This window comes from Variovorax sp. 05T418, from assembly GCF_056396385.1.
In genome coordinates, this window is the sequence record NZ_JBFTLJ010000004.1 from 366,785 (window position 1) to 384,885 (window position 18,101).

General features: G+C 69.6%; 18 protein-coding genes. 7 read left to right on the forward strand and 11 right to left on the reverse strand.

Annotation, left to right across the window (positions count from 1 at the left end; translation table 11 throughout):
- Positions 1-89: 89 nt before the first annotated feature.
- Genes AC1DMS_RS10270 through mnhG form a run of 6 tightly spaced genes read left to right on the forward strand, consistent with a single transcriptional unit; the run spans position 90 to position 6,213 of the window.
- On the forward strand, positions 90-3,041 hold the full coding sequence (locus AC1DMS_RS10270) for a monovalent cation/H+ antiporter subunit A (protein WP_012746748.1): 2,952 nt from the start codon (positions 90-92) through the stop codon (positions 3,039-3,041).
- Positions 3,041-3,394, forward strand: a complete 354-nt coding sequence (locus AC1DMS_RS10275) for a Na+/H+ antiporter subunit C (protein WP_012746747.1) — start codon at positions 3,041-3,043, stop codon at positions 3,392-3,394. The genes AC1DMS_RS10270 and AC1DMS_RS10275 overlap by 1 nt, the downstream gene beginning before the upstream one ends.
- Positions 3,391-5,097: a monovalent cation/H+ antiporter subunit D gene (locus AC1DMS_RS10280; protein ID WP_012746746.1), complete on the forward strand. Its 1,707-nt coding sequence runs from the start codon at positions 3,391-3,393 to the stop codon at positions 5,095-5,097. Before AC1DMS_RS10275 ends, AC1DMS_RS10280 begins: the two co-directional genes overlap by 4 nt.
- Positions 5,094-5,585: a Na+/H+ antiporter subunit E gene (locus AC1DMS_RS10285; protein WP_012746745.1), complete on the forward strand. Its 492-nt coding sequence runs from the start codon at positions 5,094-5,096 to the stop codon at positions 5,583-5,585. Before AC1DMS_RS10280 ends, AC1DMS_RS10285 begins: the two co-directional genes overlap by 4 nt.
- Positions 5,582-5,860, forward strand: a complete 279-nt coding sequence (locus tag AC1DMS_RS10290; RefSeq protein WP_012746744.1) for a K+/H+ antiporter subunit F — start codon at positions 5,582-5,584, stop codon at positions 5,858-5,860. Before AC1DMS_RS10285 ends, AC1DMS_RS10290 begins: the two co-directional genes overlap by 4 nt.
- Complete coding sequence (gene mnhG / locus AC1DMS_RS10295) at positions 5,857-6,213, forward strand: monovalent cation/H(+) antiporter subunit G (protein ID WP_012746743.1); 357 nt, start codon at positions 5,857-5,859, stop codon at positions 6,211-6,213. Before AC1DMS_RS10290 ends, mnhG begins: the two co-directional genes overlap by 4 nt.
- Positions 6,214-6,228: 15 nt before the next feature.
- Here the strand turns inward: mnhG and AC1DMS_RS10300 are convergent, their stop codons facing one another.
- The 7 genes from AC1DMS_RS10300 to AC1DMS_RS10330 form a co-directional block, all read right to left on the reverse strand.
- Positions 6,229-7,251, reverse strand: coding sequence for an XdhC family protein (locus tag AC1DMS_RS10300; RefSeq protein ID WP_018903096.1), 1,023 nt, complete (start codon positions 7,249-7,251; stop codon positions 6,229-6,231).
- Positions 7,252-7,265: 14 nt separating this feature from the next.
- Entirely contained in the window at positions 7,266-7,880 is a 615-nt protein-coding gene (locus AC1DMS_RS10305; protein ID WP_012746741.1) for an SRPBCC family protein, read from the reverse strand.
- Between the two features lie 31 nt (positions 7,881-7,911).
- A complete protein-coding gene (locus AC1DMS_RS10310) occupies positions 7,912-9,126 on the reverse strand; it encodes a vWA domain-containing protein (protein ID WP_012746740.1) in 1,215 nt (404 codons plus the stop codon).
- A 27-nt stretch (positions 9,127-9,153) separates the two neighbouring features.
- Positions 9,154-10,140 (reverse strand): AAA family ATPase, encoded by a 987-nt coding sequence (locus tag AC1DMS_RS10315; RefSeq protein WP_012746739.1) that lies wholly within the window; start codon positions 10,138-10,140, stop codon positions 9,154-9,156.
- Between the two features lie 70 nt (positions 10,141-10,210).
- Complete coding sequence (locus AC1DMS_RS10320; RefSeq protein ID WP_018903097.1) at positions 10,211-11,002, reverse strand: FAD binding domain-containing protein; 792 nt, start codon at positions 11,000-11,002, stop codon at positions 10,211-10,213.
- Between the two features lie 31 nt (positions 11,003-11,033).
- On the reverse strand, positions 11,034-13,418 hold the full coding sequence (locus tag AC1DMS_RS10325) for a xanthine dehydrogenase family protein molybdopterin-binding subunit (RefSeq protein WP_478180966.1): 2,385 nt from the start codon (positions 13,416-13,418) through the stop codon (positions 11,034-11,036).
- 13 nt (positions 13,419-13,431) lie between these two features.
- The gene (locus AC1DMS_RS10330; RefSeq protein WP_012746736.1) at positions 13,432-13,929 is read right to left on the reverse strand and encodes a (2Fe-2S)-binding protein; all 498 of its coding nucleotides are present in this window, start codon (positions 13,927-13,929) and stop codon (positions 13,432-13,434) included.
- A gap of 181 nt (positions 13,930-14,110) precedes the next feature.
- On the opposite strand from AC1DMS_RS10330, the gene AC1DMS_RS10335 reads away from it, so the two are divergent.
- A complete protein-coding gene (locus tag AC1DMS_RS10335) occupies positions 14,111-15,247 on the forward strand; it encodes a helix-turn-helix domain-containing protein (RefSeq protein ID WP_369664292.1) in 1,137 nt (378 codons plus the stop codon).
- Between the two features lie 9 nt (positions 15,248-15,256).
- Here the strand turns inward: AC1DMS_RS10335 and AC1DMS_RS10340 are convergent, their stop codons facing one another.
- The 4 genes from AC1DMS_RS10340 to AC1DMS_RS10355 form a co-directional block, all read right to left on the reverse strand.
- Positions 15,257-15,634: a nuclear transport factor 2 family protein gene (locus AC1DMS_RS10340; protein WP_012746734.1), complete on the reverse strand. Its 378-nt coding sequence runs from the start codon at positions 15,632-15,634 to the stop codon at positions 15,257-15,259.
- A 106-nt stretch (positions 15,635-15,740) separates the two neighbouring features.
- Positions 15,741-16,601, reverse strand: a complete 861-nt coding sequence (locus AC1DMS_RS10345; RefSeq protein WP_012746733.1) for an ABC transporter substrate-binding protein — start codon at positions 16,599-16,601, stop codon at positions 15,741-15,743.
- Positions 16,598-17,317, reverse strand: a complete 720-nt coding sequence (locus AC1DMS_RS10350; RefSeq protein WP_012746732.1) for an ABC transporter ATP-binding protein — start codon at positions 17,315-17,317, stop codon at positions 16,598-16,600. The genes AC1DMS_RS10345 and AC1DMS_RS10350 overlap by 4 nt, the downstream gene beginning before the upstream one ends.
- Positions 17,314-18,069, reverse strand: a complete 756-nt coding sequence (locus tag AC1DMS_RS10355; protein WP_012746731.1) for an ABC transporter permease — start codon at positions 18,067-18,069, stop codon at positions 17,314-17,316. The genes AC1DMS_RS10350 and AC1DMS_RS10355 overlap by 4 nt, the downstream gene beginning before the upstream one ends.
- Positions 18,070-18,101 lie beyond the last annotated feature (32 nt).

Genomic DNA, 18,101 nt, shown 5'->3' on the forward strand with positions numbered 1-18,101 from the left:
GGCCGCCTCATCGCCAGGCTGCAAGGCCGTCGATCTTCGCGGGTTTCCGGGGGAATCTTCCGAGGGGTCGATCGATAGAATCGACCGCAATGCCCCTGGTCTTTCTCGTCGCACTCCCCTTCATTGCCAGCGTGCTGGCCGCGTTGATGCCGTCGAACGCGCGCAACCGGGAGTCGACGCTGGCGGGGCTCGTGGCACTGGGCTGCGCGCTGCAGACCGCATGGTTCTTTCCGCAGATCGCGCGCGGCAACGTGCTGCGCCAGGAGATCGCGTGGCTGCCCGAGCTCGGGCTCAACCTCGTGTTCCGCATGGACGGCTTTGCCTGGCTGTTCTGCATGCTGGTGCTGGGCATCGGCACGCTGGTGGTGCTCTATGCGCGCTACTACATGTCGGCGTCCGATCCGGTGCCGCGCTTCTTCTCTTTCTTTCTCGCCTTCATGGGCGCGATGACGGGCGTGGTGCTCTCGGGCAACCTGATCCAGCTGGTGCTGTTCTGGGAGCTCACCAGCCTGTTCTCCTTCCTGCTGATCGGCTACTGGCACCACCGGCGCGACGCGCGGCGCGGCGCGCGCATGGCGCTCACGGTCACCGGTGCCGGCGGGCTTTGTTTGCTCGCGGGCGTGATCGTGCTGGGCCGCATCGCGGGCAGCTACGAGCTCGACGTGGTGCTCGCCTCGGGCAACGAGATCCGCGCGCATGCGCTCTATCCGGCGGCCCTGGTGCTGATATTGCTGGGCGCCTTCACCAAGAGCGCGCAGTTCCCGTTCCACTTCTGGCTGCCGCGCGCCATGGCGGCGCCCACGCCGGTCTCGGCCTACCTGCATTCGGCCACCATGGTGAAGCTTGGCGTGTTCCTGATGGCGCGGCTGTGGCCGGTGCTGTCGGGCACCGAAGAGTGGTTCTGGCTGGTGGGCGGCGCGGGCGCGATCACGCTGCTGCTCGGCGGCTTCGTCGCGATGTTCCAGCGCGACCTGAAGGCATTGCTCGCGTACTCGACCATCTCGCACCTCGGGCTCATCACGCTGCTGCTGGGGCTGAACAGCCCGCTGGCGGCAGTGGCGGCGGTGTTCCACATCATCAATCACGCGACCTTCAAGGCATCGCTCTTCATGGCGGCCGGCATCATCGACCACGAGAGCGGAACGCGCGACATCCGCAAGCTCAGCGGCCTGCTGCGGCTGATGCCGATCACCGGCACGCTGGCGATCATCGCGAGCGCATCGATGGCCGGCGTGCCGCTGCTCAACGGCTTTCTCTCGAAGGAAATGTTCTTTGCCGAGACCGTGTTCATCCAGGCGACGCCGTGGATCAGCCTGAGCCTTCCGGTCATTGCCACCGTGGCGGGCGTCTTCAGCGTGGCCTATTCGGCGCGCTTCGTGTTCGACGTGTTCTTCGGCCCGCCCTGCGGTCCCGAGGTGCCGAGGCAGCCGCACGAACCGCCGCACTGGATGCGCGTGCCGGTCGAGCTGCTGGTGCTGGTCTGCCTGGTGGTGGGCGTGGCGCCGGCCTGGTCGGTCGGCACCTTGCTGGCCACGGCCGCCACGCCGGTGGTCGGCGGCGTGCTGCCCGAATACAGCCTGGCCGTATGGCACGGCTTCAACCTGCCGCTGGCGATGAGCTTCGTGGCGCTGGCGGGTGGCATGGCGCTCTACCTGTCGCAGCGCCGCCGCCGCGCGGAGGGCAAGCTCGAACACACGCCGCTCCTGCACCGCTTCGACGGCCAGGCCATCTTCGAGCACCTGCTCGCGCAGCTCAGCGAGGCCGGCCGGCGCAGCCGGCGCCTGCTGGGCACGCGGCGCATGCAGTCGCAATTGCTGCTCTTGATCGCGGTGGCGGCGGCGGGCGCCGCGGCTTCGCTCTGGACCGCACCCGTCGCGCGCGGCGACCGCGAGCTGCTGCCCTTCTCGCCGATGTTCGCGATGACCTGGCTGATCGGCGGCGTCTGCGCGCTGGCGGCGGCATGGCAGGCCAAGTTCCACCGCCTGGCCGCGCTGATGCTGGCCTCGGGCGCCGGATTGGTGTGCTGCGTGACCTACATCTGGTTCTCGGCACCCGACCTGGCGCTGACGCAGCTCGTGGTGGAGGCCGTGACCACGGTGCTGATCCTGCTGGGCCTGCGCTGGCTGCCGATGCGCAGCAAGGACGCGGTCCAGCCAGCGCGCGCCAGGCTGCGCCCCTGGGGCCGGCGCGGGCGCGACCTGCTGGTGGCGGCCGGCGTCGGCAGCGGCATGGCGGCGCTGGCGTGGCTCATGATGACGCGGCCGTTTCCGCAAAGCATCTCGCCCTTCTTTCTCGAGCATGCGCTGGCCGAGGGCGGCGGCACCAACGTGGTCAACGTGATGCTGGTCGACTTCCGCGGCTTCGACACCTTCGGCGAGATCACCGTGCTGGGCGTGGTGGCGCTCACGGTCTATGCACTGCTGCGCCGCTTCCGGCCGGCGCGCGAATCGATGGCCCTGCCGGTGCAGCAGCGCGCGCAGGCCGACGATGGCAGCAGCGACCTGCTGAACCCGCGCCTGGCCAAGGACACGGCCGTGGGCTACCTGATGGTGCCGGCCGTGCTGGTGCGGCTGCTGCTGCCGCTCGCGGTGCTGGTGTCGGTCTATTTCTTCATGCGCGGGCACAACGCACCCGGCGGCGGCTTCGTCGCGGGGCTGGTGATGTCGGTGGCGCTGGTGTTGCAGTTCATCGTCTCGGGCACCGAGTGGGTGGAAGAGCACCTGCGCATCTATCCGCGCCGCTGGATCGCCGCCGGCCTGCTGCTCGCGCTGGCCACGGGCAGCGGCGCGGTGCTGTTCGGCTATCCGTTCCTGACCACCCACACCGCGCACCTGCATCTTCCCGTGCTGGGCGAGCTGCACGTGCCGAGCGCCCTGTTCTTCGACATCGGCGTGTTCGCGCTGGTGCTGGGCGCCACCATGCTGATCCTCACCGCGCTGGCCCACCAGTCGGTGCGCAGCCACCGCTGGGCCGACGAGCAGCGCGAGAAGGAAGCCGAAGCCGCTGCGGCCGCCGTCGCCATGCCGGAAGGAGCGCGCTGATGGAGATCGTGCTCGCACTGGCCATCGGCGTACTCAGCGGCTCGGGGGTGTACCTGCTGCTGCGGCCCCGCACCTTCCAGGTGATCATGGGCCTCACGCTCATCTCGTACGCGGTCAACCTGTTCATCTTCAGCATGGGGCGGCTCAAGCTCGACAGCGAACCGGTGCTGATCCACGGCATCACCGCCACGCTGGCCAACACCGCCGACCCGATGCCGCAGGCGCTGGTGCTGACGGCGATCGTCATCGGCTTTGCAATGACGGCGCTGTTCCTCGTGGTGCTGCTGGCCTCGCGCGGCCTCACCGGCACCGACCACGTGGACGGCGAAGAGCGGCAGGAGGCAGCGGAATGACGGGGCAACTGGTCCAGCTGCTCGACCGCCTGCTCGAGTTCAGCATGCCGCACCTCGTCGCGGTGCCGATCCTGGTGCCGCTGCTCACGGCCGCACTGATGCTGCTGCTGGGCGAAAGCCGGCGCCGCACCAAGTCGGCGTTGAGCGTGGTCTCGGGCCTGGTGGGCCTGCTGGCGGCGCTGGCACTGCTGCGCTGGGTGAACGCGCCCGAGACCGGCGACGGCCCCGGCTCGGTCGGCGTCTACCTGCCGGGCAACTGGCGCGCGCCCTTCGGCATCGTGCTGGTGGCCGACCGGCTGTCGACCATGATGGTGGCGCTCACGGGCGTGGTCGCCTTTGCGGCCTCGATCTATTCCACCTCGCGCTGGGACCGCGCCGGCGTGCATTTCCATCCGCTGCTGCAATTGCAGCTCATGGGCCTGAACGGCGCCTTCCTCACGGGCGACCTGTTCAACCTGTTCGTCTTCTTCGAGGTGATGCTCGCGGCCTCCTACGGCCTGCTGCTGCATGGCTCGGGCCGGCTGCGGGTGCAGGCGGGGCTGCACTACATCGCCATCAACCTGGCCGCATCGTCGCTCTTCCTGATCGGCGCGGCGCTGCTCTACGGCGCGACCGGCACGCTCAACATGGCCGACCTCGGCATGCGCATCGCGCAGCTCGCGCCGGCCGACCGCGGCCTCGTGCATGCGGCAGCCGCCATCCTGGCAACGGCGTTCTTCGCCAAGGCCGGCGCCTGGCCGCTCAACTTCTGGCTGGTGCCGGCCTACAGCGCGGCGGTGTCGCCGGTGGGTGCCGTGTTCGCGCTCCTGACCAAGCTCGGCGTCTACACATTGCTGCGGCTGTGGACGCTGCTCTTCGCGCCGGATGCCGGCAGCTCGGCGGCGTTCGGGCAATCCGCGCTCCTCGCGATCGGGCTCGCGACGCTGTTCGCGGGTGCCATCGGCATCGTGGGCACGCAGCGGCTCTCCAACCTCGCGGGCTTCAGCGTGCTGGTGTCGGCGGGCACGCTGCTCGCGGCCATCGGGCTGGGGGAGCCGGCCGTGTGGGCCGGCGCGCTCTACTACCTGCTGAGCTCGACGCTGGCCGTGAGCGCCTTCTTCCTGCTGACCGACATGATCGAGCGCTGGCGCAATGCCGGCATGAGCGTGGCGCCGCACGAGAAGGCCGGCAATGCGCCTTTCCTCGCCGAAGACCTGCGCGTGCTCGACGACGTGAACCTCGACGACGAGGCGCAGGCGCTCTACGGCCGCGCGATTCCGGCCGGCGTGGCCTTCCTGGGGCTGAGCTTCATCGGCTGCACGCTGCTGCTCGCGGGCCTGCCGCCGCTGTCGGGCTTCGTGGGCAAGTTCGCGATGCTGTCGGGCGCGTTTTCCACCGGCGGCACCTCGGTGCCCGCATGGATCTTCCTGGCGCTGCTCGTCGTTTCGGGCCTGCTCGCGCTGATTGCGCTGAGCCGCACCGGCATGCGCCACTTCTGGACCCAGCCGCATCCCACCATGCCGGCCCTGCCCGCGCTCGAGGTGCTGCCCGTGGCCGGATTGCTCGCGGCCAGCGTGGCGCTCACGGTCTGGGCCGGCCCCGTCATGCGCCACGCCATCACCACCGCCGAAGGACTGCGCACGCCCACCGCCTACCGCAATGCCGTGATGGGCGCGCGGCAGGTGCCCAACCCCGCGGGCCCCGCGAAAGGCCCGGCACCATGAAGCGCTGGCTTCCTTCGCCGCCGCTCTCGCTGGCGCTGTTTGCGGTGTGGCTGCTGCTCAACCAGTCGCTCGACGCCGCCACGCTGCTGTCGGCCGCGCTGCTGGCCATGGCGGTTCCGCTGCTCACCAAGGGCCTGCGGCCCGCCACCGTGCGCATGCGCAAGCCCTGGGTGGCGCTGCGGCTCGCGGGCCGGGCCGTGGCCGACATGCTGGAATCGGCGCTCTTCGTGGCGCGGCGGCTGCTGACGCGCCGCAACTCGCGCATCGCCTCGCGGTTCATCAACGTGCCGCTGGACCTGCGCGACCCGAACGGGCTCGCGGTGCTGGCCATGATCATGTGCCTCACGCCCGGCACGGCCTGGGGCGAGATCGCGTTCGACAGCAGCACGCTGCTGATCCATGTGTTCGACGTCGACGACGAAGCCGCTTTCATCGCCATGATCAAGCAGCGCTACGAGCACCCCCTGATGGAGATTTTCGAATCATGACGCCTGTACTTTTCTGGGCCTTGAAATTCGCGCTGCTGCTGCTGGCGGTGGCCATGCTCTGCGCGCTGGCCCGGCTGCTGGTGGGCCCGAGCGCGCAGGACCGCGTGATGGCGCTGGACTGCCTCTACATCAACGGCATGCTGATGATGCTGGTGCTGGGCATCGTCTATGCGAGCAACGTGTACTTCGAAGCCGCGATGCTGACGGCGCTGTTCGGCTTCGTCGGGTCGACGGCGATGGCCAAGTTCCTCCTGCGCGGGGAGGTCATCGAATGACGGATTTCATCGTGGGGCCGCTGCCGCTGTGGGCGGAAATCGTCACCGCCGTGTTCGCGGTGCTCGGCGCGGCCTTTGCGGCCATCGGCTCCTTCGGCCTCGTGCGGCTGCCCACATTTTTCCGCCGCATCCATGCGCCGACGCTCGGCGCCACGGTGGGCGTGTGGTGCATGACGATTGCCACCATCGTCTATTTCTCGGTGCAGGGCTTCAGCCTCTTCCTGCACGCCGTGCTGATCGTCCTGTTCATTGCGCTCACGGCGCCCATCACCACCATCTTCCTGATGCGCGCGGCGCTCTTCCGCGAACGGCAAAAGGGCGGCGACGTGCCGCCGGCGGCCAAGCCGGGCTGAAACCGGCGGCAGGGATCAGCTCATCGCGAGCTGCTGCATGCCCTTGGCGCGCGCCACTTCCATTTCGCGCGGCAGCGTCACCGCGTTCTTCACGGCCAGGATCTCGGCCATCACGCTCACGGCGATCTCGGGCGGCGTCTTGCTGCCGATGTAGATGCCGATGGGTCCGCGCAGCCGTGCGAGCGATTCCTCCGTCTGGCCGAAGTGCTCGATCATGCGGCCGCGCCGCGCCTCGGCATTGCGGCGCGAGCCGATCGCGCCGACGTAGAAGGCCTCGCTCTGCAGTGCTTCGAGCAGCGCAAGGTCGTCGAGCTTGGGGTCGTGCGTGAGCGCCACCACGCAGCTGCGGCGGTCGGGCTTGAAGGCCAGCACCGCGTCGTCGGGCATCTCGGTCGTGATCTCCACGCCGGCGAGCGTCCATGCGGTGCGGTATTCGGCACGCGGGTCGCACAGCGTCACGGCAAAGCCGCTGAACTTGGCCATGGTCGCGAGGTATTCGGCCAGCTGGCCGGCGCCGATCAGCAGCATGCGGTATTCGGGGCCGAAGGTGTTGGTGAGCTCGGTGTCGTCCACCTTGAGCGCATCGGGCGCGGTGGCTTCGGCCAGGCGCACGGCACCGGTCGAAAGCGTGACGGTGCGCTGCATGAGCCGGCCTTGCTCCAGCTGGGCCACGAGCGTGTCGAGCAAGGCCGCGTCGGGGTCGTATTCGAGCAGCAGCTCCAGCGTGCCGCCGCAGGGCAGGCCGAAGCGGTGCGCCTCGTCGGCCGTGATGCCGTACTTCACGAGCACGGGCGGCGCGCCCACGGGCACCTGTTCGCCGTTGCCGTGCGCATGGCTGTAGCGCGCGATCAGGTCGTCCTCGATGCAGCCGCCGGAGACCGAGCCCACCACCGCGCCATCGTCGGCCAGCGCCATGATCGAACCGACCGGCCGCGGCGACGAGCCCCAGGTGCGCACCACGGTCGTGAGCAGCGCGCGCTTGCCGGCGCGCCGCCAGTCGCGCAGCGTGCGCAGCACCATGACGTCGAGATTTTCCATCGCCCGGTCCGCTCCTAGCTGGCGTCGCCCGGTGCGACGGACGCGTCCTTGTCGTCCTTCTTGCCGAGGCCGATCTTCTTCATGAGGCCGGACATCATGCCGGCCTTTTCGGCGGGCGCCTCGGCCGTGTCCTCGGCCGCGGCGGCCGGCGGCGGGCCGTAGCGGCTCTGCATCTCGGCCTCGAAGCGCTTGAAGAAGTCGTCGGCGGTCGACTTGGCGGCGCCATCGATGAGGCGCTGGCCCAGCTGGGCGATCTTGCCGCCGACCTGCGCCTGCACGGTGTAGTCGAGCTCGCAGCCGGCCGCGGCCGGCGCGGCTTCGGCGGCGCCGTCCAGCGGCCGCAGCGTCACGCTGGACGAACCCTTGGCAAAGCCCGCCACGCCGCCCTGCCCCTCGAAGCTGAGCTTGTAGCCATCGGGCGCCACGATGTCGGACAGCGCGACCTTGCCGCTGAACTTGGCCGACACCGGACCGATCTTGACCGCCAGCGCCACGCTGTACTGGTTGTCGCCCGTGAGCTCGAATTTGTCGCAGCCGGGAATGCACTTCTTGAGCGTCTCGGGATCGTTGAGCGCTTCCCAGGCCTGTTGTTGGGTGACGCCGAGGCGGCGGTTGCCGAGCATTTCCATGGTGGTTTTCCTTTTTGCTTCCGTGAAGTCCCTAGCGCCCGGACCGCATGAGGGCGGCGAGGCTGCTGGCGAGCTGTTCGAGGGCACTGAGATTGTGGACCGCCAGCATCGCATCCGCATGCCGGTGCAGCACACTGGCCCCACGCGCCAAAGGGGCGTAGCCCTCGAAGCGCAGCAGCGGGTTGAGCCACAGCAGGCGGCGCGAATGGCGCTTGAGCCAGAGCAGCTCGCTTTCGAGCAGTGCCGGCTCGCCGGTATCGAGCCCGTCGCTGATCACCAGCACCAGCGTGCGGCGGCCGGTCAGGCGGCGGGCATGCGCGCGGCGAAGCTCGGCCAGCGAACTGCCGAGCCGCGTGCCGCCCGCGAAATCGTCGATGGCCAGGCCGGCGGCCGCCAGCATGGCATCGGTGTCGGCCAGCCGGAAGGCCGGCGTGAGATCGGTCAGGCGCGTGCCGAAGGCGAACACGTCGCGCCGCCCGGCCCGCCGCGTCGACGCATGCAGAAAGGCCAGCAGCAGCCGCGCATAGCGCTCCATCGAGCCCGACACGTCGACCAGCACCAGCAGCGGCAAGGGCTGCTCGCGCCGGCTCAGCTTCGGCAGGCGAAGTATTTCGCCACCCGTGCGCGCCGCCTCGTGCAGCACGCCGGGCCAGTGCATGCGCGCATGCTGCGAACCTGCATCGTTGGCAGCACGCAACCGGCGCGACGGCAGCAAGGGAATGGGCAAGCTGACATCGCGCGCGAGCCGCTCGACCAGCCGGTACTCGGACGCGCCAAGCGCATTGAAGTCGGCATGCTGCAGGCGCTGCCGGTCGCTCGATGTCATGGCGGCATCGAACTCGACCTCCTTGTCGGGCTTGGCGGCCACGGCGGGCCTGGCGGGATCGCGCGGCGCCGTGAGGGCCTCGCGCACGCGCGGGCGCCGCTTGGAGGGCTCGGCCTTGCCCTCGGCGCTTGGCAGCATCTGCGCGAGCAGCTTGTTGGCAAGTTCGGGGTCACGGAACCAGACATCGAAGAGTTCGCGGAACACCATGCGGTCCTGCTCGCGGCTGACCATGACGGCTTCCATCGCGGCGCTCAGGTCGAGCCTGCTTTCCACGCCCACCAGCGTGGCCGCTTCGGCGGCCAGCGCAATGCGCATCGCATCGGTGCGGACGCCCGCGCGGCGCAGTGCGCGGCCGAAGGCCGTGATGTTGCCGGCCAGCTTGCCGCTGCGTACGTCGCCGAGTTGCTGGATGCCGGCCATGCGGGAGGCCTTGCGCTTCGGACGCGCTCAGGGCGCGACCGGCTCCTCGGGTTTCAGCAGCTCCGATGCCAGTTCGTGCGTGAGCGCCGCCACGTCGTCGCGCTGCTTGAACAGGATGCCGGCCGTGTCGACCACCACTTCGGGGTCGAGCTCGACGGTGTCGAGCGCGATCAGCGCCCTTGCCCACTCCACGCTTTCGGCGATGCCGGGCGCGCGCTGGAAGGCGTTGACGAAAGGCGCATCGCGCAGCCGCGCAACGAAGGCCGCCACCTGGGCCGAAAGTTTTTCGCCGGCCTGCGGCACCTGGGCCCGCACGATGGCCAGTTCGCGTTCGCGCTCCGGATAGTCGAGCCAGTGGTAGAGGCAGCGCCGCTTGACCGCGTCGTTGAGTTCGCGCGTGCGGTTGCTCGTGAGGATGGTGACCGGCGGCACCACGGCGCGCACGGTGCCGAGCTCGGGAATGCTGACCTGGTACTCGCCCAGGTATTCGAGCAGGAAGGCCTCGAAGGGCTCGTCGGCGCGGTCCACTTCGTCGATCAGCAGCACGGCACCCGGCGCGGGGGTCTGCAGGGCCTGCAGCAGCGGGCGGCGGATCAGGTAGTGCGGCTGGTAGACCTCGGCTTCCACGTCGCGCACGAGCGCCGCCCGGCCGCCCGAAGGCGCGAGAGCCCCCTCGGGGGGCAGCGAGGACGCGCCAGCGCCGAGCGTGGGGGCCACGATGGCGCCGGTGGCCTCGGCCGCGCGCATGTGCAAGAGCTGCGCGGCGTAGTTCCATTCGTAGAGCGCCTCGCGCTGTTCCAGCCCGTCGTAGCACTGCAGGCGCAGCAGCTCGCGGTTCAGCGCGGTCGACAGCGCCTTGGCCAGCTCGGTCTTGCCGACGCCGGGCTCGCCCTCGAGCAGCAGCGGACGCTGCAGCCTGAGCGCGAGGAACACGGCCGTGGCCAGGCGGCGGTCGGCAAAGTAGCCGGCCTGCATCAAGCCTTCGGAAAGGGAATCGATGGTCGGGAAGATCATGGCGAAGCGTAGCGGAAGACGCGGGGTTGTCGCGCCTTCCGGCCCGCGAGCGGTGGCGGCGCTGCCTGGTTCAGCCCAGCGCCCTGGTGACGGCGCGCTGCGTGAGCACGCTGATCAGGTTGGCGCGGTAGGCCGCCGAGGCATGCAGGTCGCTGTTGAGATCGCTCGCGTCGATCTTCACGGCCGCGGCGGCGGCCGCGGTGAAGCTCTTGTTGAGCGCGTCTTCGAGCCCCGCGTGGCGGAACACGCCGTTGCCCGCGCCGGTGATGGCCACGCGCACGCCGCTGTCGAACTGCGCAAGGAACACGCCGACGAGCGGAAAGTTCGATGCCTTCTGGCGCAGCTTCTCGTACACGGCGCGCTTCGGAATGGGAAAGCGGATCGCGGTGATCAGCTCGTCTTCTTCGAGTGCCGTGCTGAAGAGGCCCAGGAAGAAATCGTCCGCCGCGATCTCGCGCTTCGAGGTGATGAGCGTTGCACCGGAGCCGAGCACCGCGCTGGGGTAGCAGGCTGCCGGGTCGTTGTTGGCCACCGAGCCGCCGATGGTGCCCATCGCGCGCACCTGCCGGTCGCCGATGCGCCCGGCCAGGTCGGCCAGCGCCGGAAAGGCGGCTTTCACGTCGGCGTTGTTGGCCACGTCCAGGTGGCGGGACATCGCGCCGATGGTGATCGTGCCGGCATCTTTCCTGATGCCGGTGAGCTCCTTGATGCCGCCCAGGTCCACGAGCTGCTCGGGCGCCGACAGCCTGAGCTTCATGGAGGCGAGCAGGGTCTGGCCGCCCGCCAGCGGCTTGGCGCCCGCGGCAACGAGCTTGGCCGCATCGGCCACGGTGGCCGGCCGTTCGAGTGTGAAGGCGTACATGGTGTGGGTTCCTTCGTTGTTCTGGTGTGTTCTAGTGGGAGGCGGCCGCCTGCATCGCTTCCCAGACGCGGCTGGCCGATGCGGGCATGTCGAAGTCCTTGACGCCCAGCGGCGCCAGCGCGTCGAGCACGGCGTTGATCACGGCCGGCGGCGAACCGATGGCCCCCGCCTCGCCGCAGCCCTTGGTGCCCAGCGGGTTGTGCGTGCACGGCGTGCACACGGTGTCGAGCTTGAACTGCGGAAAGTCGCCCGCCCTGGGCATGGCGTAGTCCATGAAGCTGCCGGTGAGCAGCTGGCCGGTCTCGTTGTCGTACACGCAGTTCTCGAGCAGCGCCTGGCCGATGCCCTGCACCAGCCCGCCGTGCACCTGGCCCTCGACGATCATCGGGTTGATGATGGTGCCGAAGTCGTCCACCGCGGTGAAGCGGTCCACGCGCACTTCACCGGTCTGCTTGTCGACCTCGACCTCGCAGATGTAGGTGCCGCCCGGGAAGGTGAAGTTGGTCGGGTCGTAGAAGGCGGTCTCGTTCAGGCCGGGCTCGAGCTTGTCGAGCGGATAGTTGTGCGGCACGTAGGCCGTGAGCGCCACCTGGCCGAACGGGATCTTCTTGTCGGTGCCCTTCACGGTGAACTCGCCGTTCGCAAACTCGATGTCGGCATCGCTCGCCTCCATCAGGTGCGCGGCGATCTTCTTGGCCTTGGTCTCGATCTTGTCGAGCGCCTTCATGATGGCGGCACCGCCCACCGAGATGGAGCGCGAGCCGTAGGTGCCCATGCCGAAGGGCACGCGGCCGGTGTCGCCATGCACCACGTCGACGTTGTCCACCGGAATGCCCAGGCGCGCCGCCACCACCTGCGCAAAGGTGGTTTCGTGCCCCTGGCCGTGGCTGTGCGAGCCGGTGAACACCGTCACGCTGCCGGTGGGGTGCACGCGGATCTCGCCGCACTCGAACAGGCCGGCCCGCGCGCCCAGCGCCCCGGCGATGTTCGACGGCGCGATGCCGCAGGCCTCGATGTAGCTCGAGTAGCCGATGCCGCGCAGCTTGCCCGCGGCCTCGCTGGCCGACTTGCGCTGCGCATAGCCATCGACGTCGGCCAGCACGCGGGCCTTGTCCATGCAGGCGTGGAAATCGCCCGTGTCGTACTGCAGCGCCACCGGCGTCTGGTAGGGAAAGGTGGTGATGAAGTTGCGCTTGCGGATCTCGTCCTGGCCGAGGTTCATTTCCCAGGCGCAGCGCGACACCAGGCGCTCGAGCAGGTAGGTGGCCTCGGGCCGGCCCGCACCGCGGTAGGCATCGACCGGCGCGGTGTTGGTGAACCAGGCATCGACCTCGACGTAGATCTGCGGCGTGGTGTACTGGCCCGCGAGCAGCGTGGCGTAGAGGATGGTGGGCACGGCCGTGGAGAAGGTCGACAGGTAGGCGCCCAGGTTGGCGTCGGTGTGCACCCGCATCGCGAGGAACTTGCCGTCCTTGTCCATCGCCATCTCGGCATGGCTCACATGGTCGCGGCCGTGCGCGTCGGACAGGAAGCACTCCGAGCGCTCGGCCGTCCACTTGATGTTGCGGTTGAGCTGCTTGGCGGCCCAGGTCAGGCACACGTCTTCGGCGTAGAGGAAGATCTTGGAGCCGAAGCCGCCGCCCACGTCGGGCGCGATCACGCGCACCTTGTGCTCGGGCAGGCCCAGCACGAAGGCCGTCATCAGCAGGCGCTCGACGTGCGGGTTCTGGTTGGACACATAGAGCGTGTAGTCGTCGGTGCCGCGGCTGTAGCTGCCGATGGCCACGCGCGGCTCGATCGGGTTGGGCACCAGCCGGTTGTTGACGAGGTCGAGTTGGGTCACGTGCGCGGCACCGGCAAACACCGCATCGACGGCCGCCTTGTCGCCCAGCGCCCACTTGTAGCACTGGTTGTCGGGCGCCTCGTCGTGCAGCGTGACGCCGCTCGCCTTCTTGGCCGCATCGGCCACGCTCACGACGGCGGGCAGCACGTCGTAGTCGACCACCACGGCCTCGGCCGCGTTCTTGGCCTGCTCGACGGTTTCGGCCACCACCATCGCCACGTGGTCCCCCACGTAGCGCACCTTGTGGATCGCGAGGATCGGGTGCATCGGCTCCTTCATGGGGGTGCCGTCGGGGTTGTTGATGAGCCAGCCGCAGGGCAGGCCGCCCATCTTGCCCTCGATGTCCTTGCCGCTGAAGATGCCGACCACGCCGGGCATCTTGAGCGCCTCGGCGGTGTCGACCGACTTGATGACGGCGTGGGCGTGCGGCGAGCGCACGAAGACCGCATGGCTCTGGTTGGCCAGCGTGATGTCGTCGGTGTAGTTGCCCGCGCCGGTCAGGAAGCGATAGTCTTCCTTGCGCCGCAGCGCTTCGCCGATGTGGGGCAGGTTCGAGAAGTCGGAGGCACCCATGATGTTGCTCCTTTCACACCGTGGCGGTGGTCTTGACCGGCGTGCCCGAGGCCATGGCCTCGCCGCCCATCTGCACGGCCTTCACGATGTTCTGGTAGCCCGTGCAGCGGCACAGGTTGCCGTCGAGCAGTTCGCGGATCTCCGATTCGCTCGACCTGGGATGGTGGGTGCACAGGTCGATGGCGCTCATGACCATGCCCGGGGTGCAGAAACCGCACTGCAGGCCGTGGCATTCCTTGAAGGCCGCCTGCATGGGGTGCATGGTGCCGTCGGGCTGGGCGATGCCCTCGATGGTGGTGATTTGCGCACCGGCCGCCTGCCCGACCAGGATGTTGCACGACTTCACCGCGCGCCCGTTCATGTGGACGGTGCATGCGCCGCACTGGGCGGTGTCGCAGCCGACATGGGTGCCGGTCAGGTGGAGATGCTCGCGGATGGCGTGCACCAGGAAGGTATTGGGGGGCGCGTCGACCGTGGCCGGTCGGCCGTTGACCGTGAAAGCTACCTGCATTTGGCTGTCTCCGTTGAAGGTGATGGCTGGTTCAGCGAAAGGCATCTTGGATGCCGGCCCGGTGCACTATCCTAGGCAAAACCCTTGCCGCTTGCGCAGCGCGTACGAAATTCTCAAAATGAAACAGCTTGCGGCCCCGGCAAGTCTGAAAAAACCGCCCCACCCGAGCGAACCGATCCCGATGTCCGCCTCCCTCGTTGCGCCCCTGCCCGAACGCTCCGCCGCCATTGCGCAGGCCCGCCGGGAGCTGATCCACGGCGAAGCCCCCCGCTCGCGCAGTGCGGTGCGCATCGAGCCATGGATCCTGCGTTCCTGGGAGCGCTGCCTGGCGGCGGGGCGGCAGCCGCAGCAGCGGATCAGCTTCGAGCCGGTGGCCAGGTCGGCCGAGCGCGAGGCGGCCGAGCGCAACCGCGCGCTGGTGTCGGCGGCCCGGCCGGTGATCGAGCGGCTGTCGCGCGCCATTGCCGACACGCGCTATTTCGCCGTGCTGACCGATGCCGAGGGCATCGTGGTCGACGTGGGCCCGCTGCCCGACGGCACCGAGGCCGACAGCCGCTACGCCCGCAACATCGCCCGCGTGGGCGTCGACCTGTCGGAGCGCGCGGTCGGCACCAGCGCGATCAGCACCGCGCTGGCCGAGCAGGAGTCGGTGTGGCTGCACCGCGGCGAGCACTTCTTCGAGGACACCAGCATCTACAGCTGCGCCGGGGCGCCGCTCTTCGGCCCGCGGGGCGACTGCATCGGCATGCTCGACCTGACCGGCGTGCAGGCGGTGGAACGGCCGGAGCTGCGGCACCTGGCCACGCTGTCGGCGCGCAGCATCGAGAACATGCTGGTGCTGAACCAGCCCTGCGAGCTGCGGCTGCACCTCTCGTGGCCGGGCTGCCCGCGCGGCGAAGCCACCGACGGGCTGCTGTGCATCGATGCCGACGGCACGGTGGCGGGTGCCAATGCCGCGGCGCGCCAGATGCTGCACGAGCCGCTGGCGCGCAGCCCGCATGCGCTGCACTGCAACGACCTGTTCGCAATGCCGCTGGACATGCTGTTCGATGCGGCCCGCCGCGGCGACGCCGTGCTCGAGGTGCCGCTGTGGTCCGGCCTGCGCGTGCAGGTCCGGCCCCAGCGCGGCGGCAAGGGCTCGGCCGTTGTGGTGCCCGAAGCCCGGCCGCGGCTGCGCGACGTGGAAGCCGCGCTGATCCGCAAGGCCGTGGCCGACGCCCGCGGCAACGTGGCCGAAGCCGCACGCACGCTGGGCATCAGCCGCGCCACGGTCTACCGCAAGCTCTGGCGCGGCCGCGCTTCCGGCTCCGCGGACTGAAGCCTCTCTTCAGGCTCCGACGGGCACCTTGTCGAGGAAGCCGGTCACCGATTGCAGCCTGCCGCCATCGAGCCGGGCGAAATCGGTGCCCTGGATCAGGTCTTCGGCCCCGCTCGGGCCCAGGGTCCACGAGAAGCGCAGGTTGTCGCCGTGCGCCTCGGGCGTGCCGAACAGGCTGAAGCGGAAACCCGGATAGCGCTGGTGCACGGCACCGATCAGCGCGCCGATCTGCTCGCGGCCGCTGGCCTGTGCCAGCGGGTCGGCATAGTGCGCATCGGCGGTCCAGGCGGCTTCGATCAGCTGGGCGCGGCGCGCGGCATCGGTTTCGTTCCAGGCCGCGATGTAGCGTTGGGCAATGGTGGCGGCGTCGTGTGCGGCGGTGTTCATGATGACCATTTCCTTTCGGGGGTTCGACCCGCAACATCGCGGGGTGAAGGAATGGTCGCGCCGGGCGCGCGCGGCGTCGATGACCTCGCAGGTCATGCGACGATGCTCAGTTCGACAGCGCGTTGGGAAAGAACAGCTGCTCGCCGCCGATCTTGTAGGCTGCGATGGTCTGCTGCCCGGCCGGCGAGATCACCCAGTCGACGAACTTCTGCGCGCCCCGGCTATTGAGCGAGGGGAATTTCGCCGGGCTCACGACCATCACGCCATATTGGTTGAAAAGGCGCTTGTCGCCCTCGACCAGCACCGCCAGCCCGGCGCGGTTCTTGAAGCTGAGCCAGGTGCCGCGGTCGGCCAGCACATAGGCGCCGGACGAGGCCGCGATGTTCAGCGCCGGCCCCATGCCGCAGCCGCATTCCTTGTAGCCCGTGCCCTTGCGCTCGTTGGGCACCGGCTGCCCGGCCTCGGCCACGCCGGTCTGCGTCCAGAGGCGGCGCTCGGCCGCGTCGGTGCCGCTCTTGTCGCCGCGCGACACAAAAGGCGCATTGGCGGCTGCGATCTTCTTGAGCGCCGCGACGATGTCGCCGCCCTTCGCGCCGACCGGGTCGGCCTGCGGGCCCACCAGCACGAAGTCGTTGTACATCACAGGGTAGCGCTTGGCGCTGAAGCCTTCGGCCACGAATTTTTCCTCGGCCGCGGTGTCGTGCACGAACAGCACGTCGGCATCGCCGCGCTTGGCCATGTCGATGGCCTGGCCGGTGCCCACCGCCACCACCTTGATGTCGATGTCGCTCGCCTTCTTGAAAGCCGGCAGCAGGTGCGAGAACAGGCCCGACTGCTCGGTGGACGTGGTCGAGGCCATGGTGATGGTCTCGGCGCGCGCCGCGCCCGCGGCCAGGAAGAAAACGGCCACGGCCAGCGAGGCGCGGATGCCCGCGCCTGCGCGGTGCTGCTTGAGGAACGGATTCATGCCAACTCTCCTTTGACGAACAGGCGGGCCTCCTCCGGCAGGGGCCCATGGAAGAAATCGTGGACGGGCAGGTCGGCCAGCACGCGGCCGTGCTCGAGATAGACCACGCGGCTCGCGAGCCGCTTCACCTGCCCGAGGTTGTGGCTCGCGAACACCAGCGTGCGGCCGGCGGCGGCTTCGGCGATGAGCGTCTCGACCTCGCGCTTGGCAGTGGGATCGAGGCTGGCCGTGGGCTCGTCGAGCAGCAGCACCGCCGGATGCAGCGCCCAGGCGCGCGCCAGCGCCACCCGCTGCTGCTGGCCGCCCGACAGCGCACGCGCGTTGCGCTCGGCCAGGTCTTCCAGGCCCACGCGCGCCAGCGCCGGAATGGCGGCGCGGCGGGCATCGCGCCAGCGCATGCCGCGCAGCCACAGCGCCAGGGCCACATTGACCGTCACCGAGGCGCGCAGCATGTGCGGGCGCTGGAACAGCATGGCCTGCTGCCGGCGCGGCGCGGCGCTGGTGAAGCTCCCCGCCGCATGCGGCACCAGGCCGTGCAGCAGCCGCAGCAGCGTGGTCTTGCCGCTGCCGTTGGCGCCGATGAGCGCCACGCGCTCGCCGGCCGCGATGGTCAGGGTTGCGCCGTGCAGCGCCGCCACCCGCCCCAGGCGCACGTCGACGCCGTAGAGCGCAAAGACGGTGGCATCCGCGCTCGCGAGCTGCGCGTGTTCGTTCACGGGCGCGCCTCCGGCCGCCACCAGGCCGCCATGCCGCCTGCGCCGCCGCCGCCGTCGACCCGCTCGCGCCAGCCCCGCACGGCGGCAATCGCAAGATTGAGCACCAGCACCACGCCCAGCAGCACGATGCCCAGGGCCAGCGCCAGCGGCAGGTCGCCCTTGCTGGTTTCGAGCGCGATGGCGGTGGTCATCACGCGCGTGAAGCCGTCGATGTTGCCGCCCACCACCATCACCGCGCCCACCTCCGATACCGCGCGGCCGAACGCGGCGATCAGCACCGTGAGCAGCGCATAGCGCTCGTCCCACACCAGCAGCAGCGCGCGCGCCAGAGGCCCCGCGCCGAGCGAGCTCAGCTGCTCGCCATGCGCACGCTCGGCGTCCTCGATGGCCTGGCGCGTGAGCGCCGTCACCACCGGCAGCACCAGCACCGTCTGCGCCAGCACCATGGCCTTGAACGAAAACAGCCAGCCCAGGAAGCCGAGCGGGCCCGAGCGCGACAGCAGCAGGTAGATGACCAGCCCCACCACCACCGACGGCAGTGCCAGCAGCGTGTTCAGCAGCGTGAGCAAGCCGGCGCGGCCGCGAAAGCGCGCCACGCCCAGCCAGGCGCCCAGCAGCAGGCCCAGGCCGCAGGCCAGCACGCAGGCGCTCGCGCTGACCGCGAGCGAGCGTCCGACGATGGCCAGCAGCACCGGATCGCCGGACACGAGCAGTTGCCAGGCCGCGACGGCGCTCTGTGCAAAGGTGTTCACGCGGTGGGCTTCATGGGTGGAAGCGCCGCAGT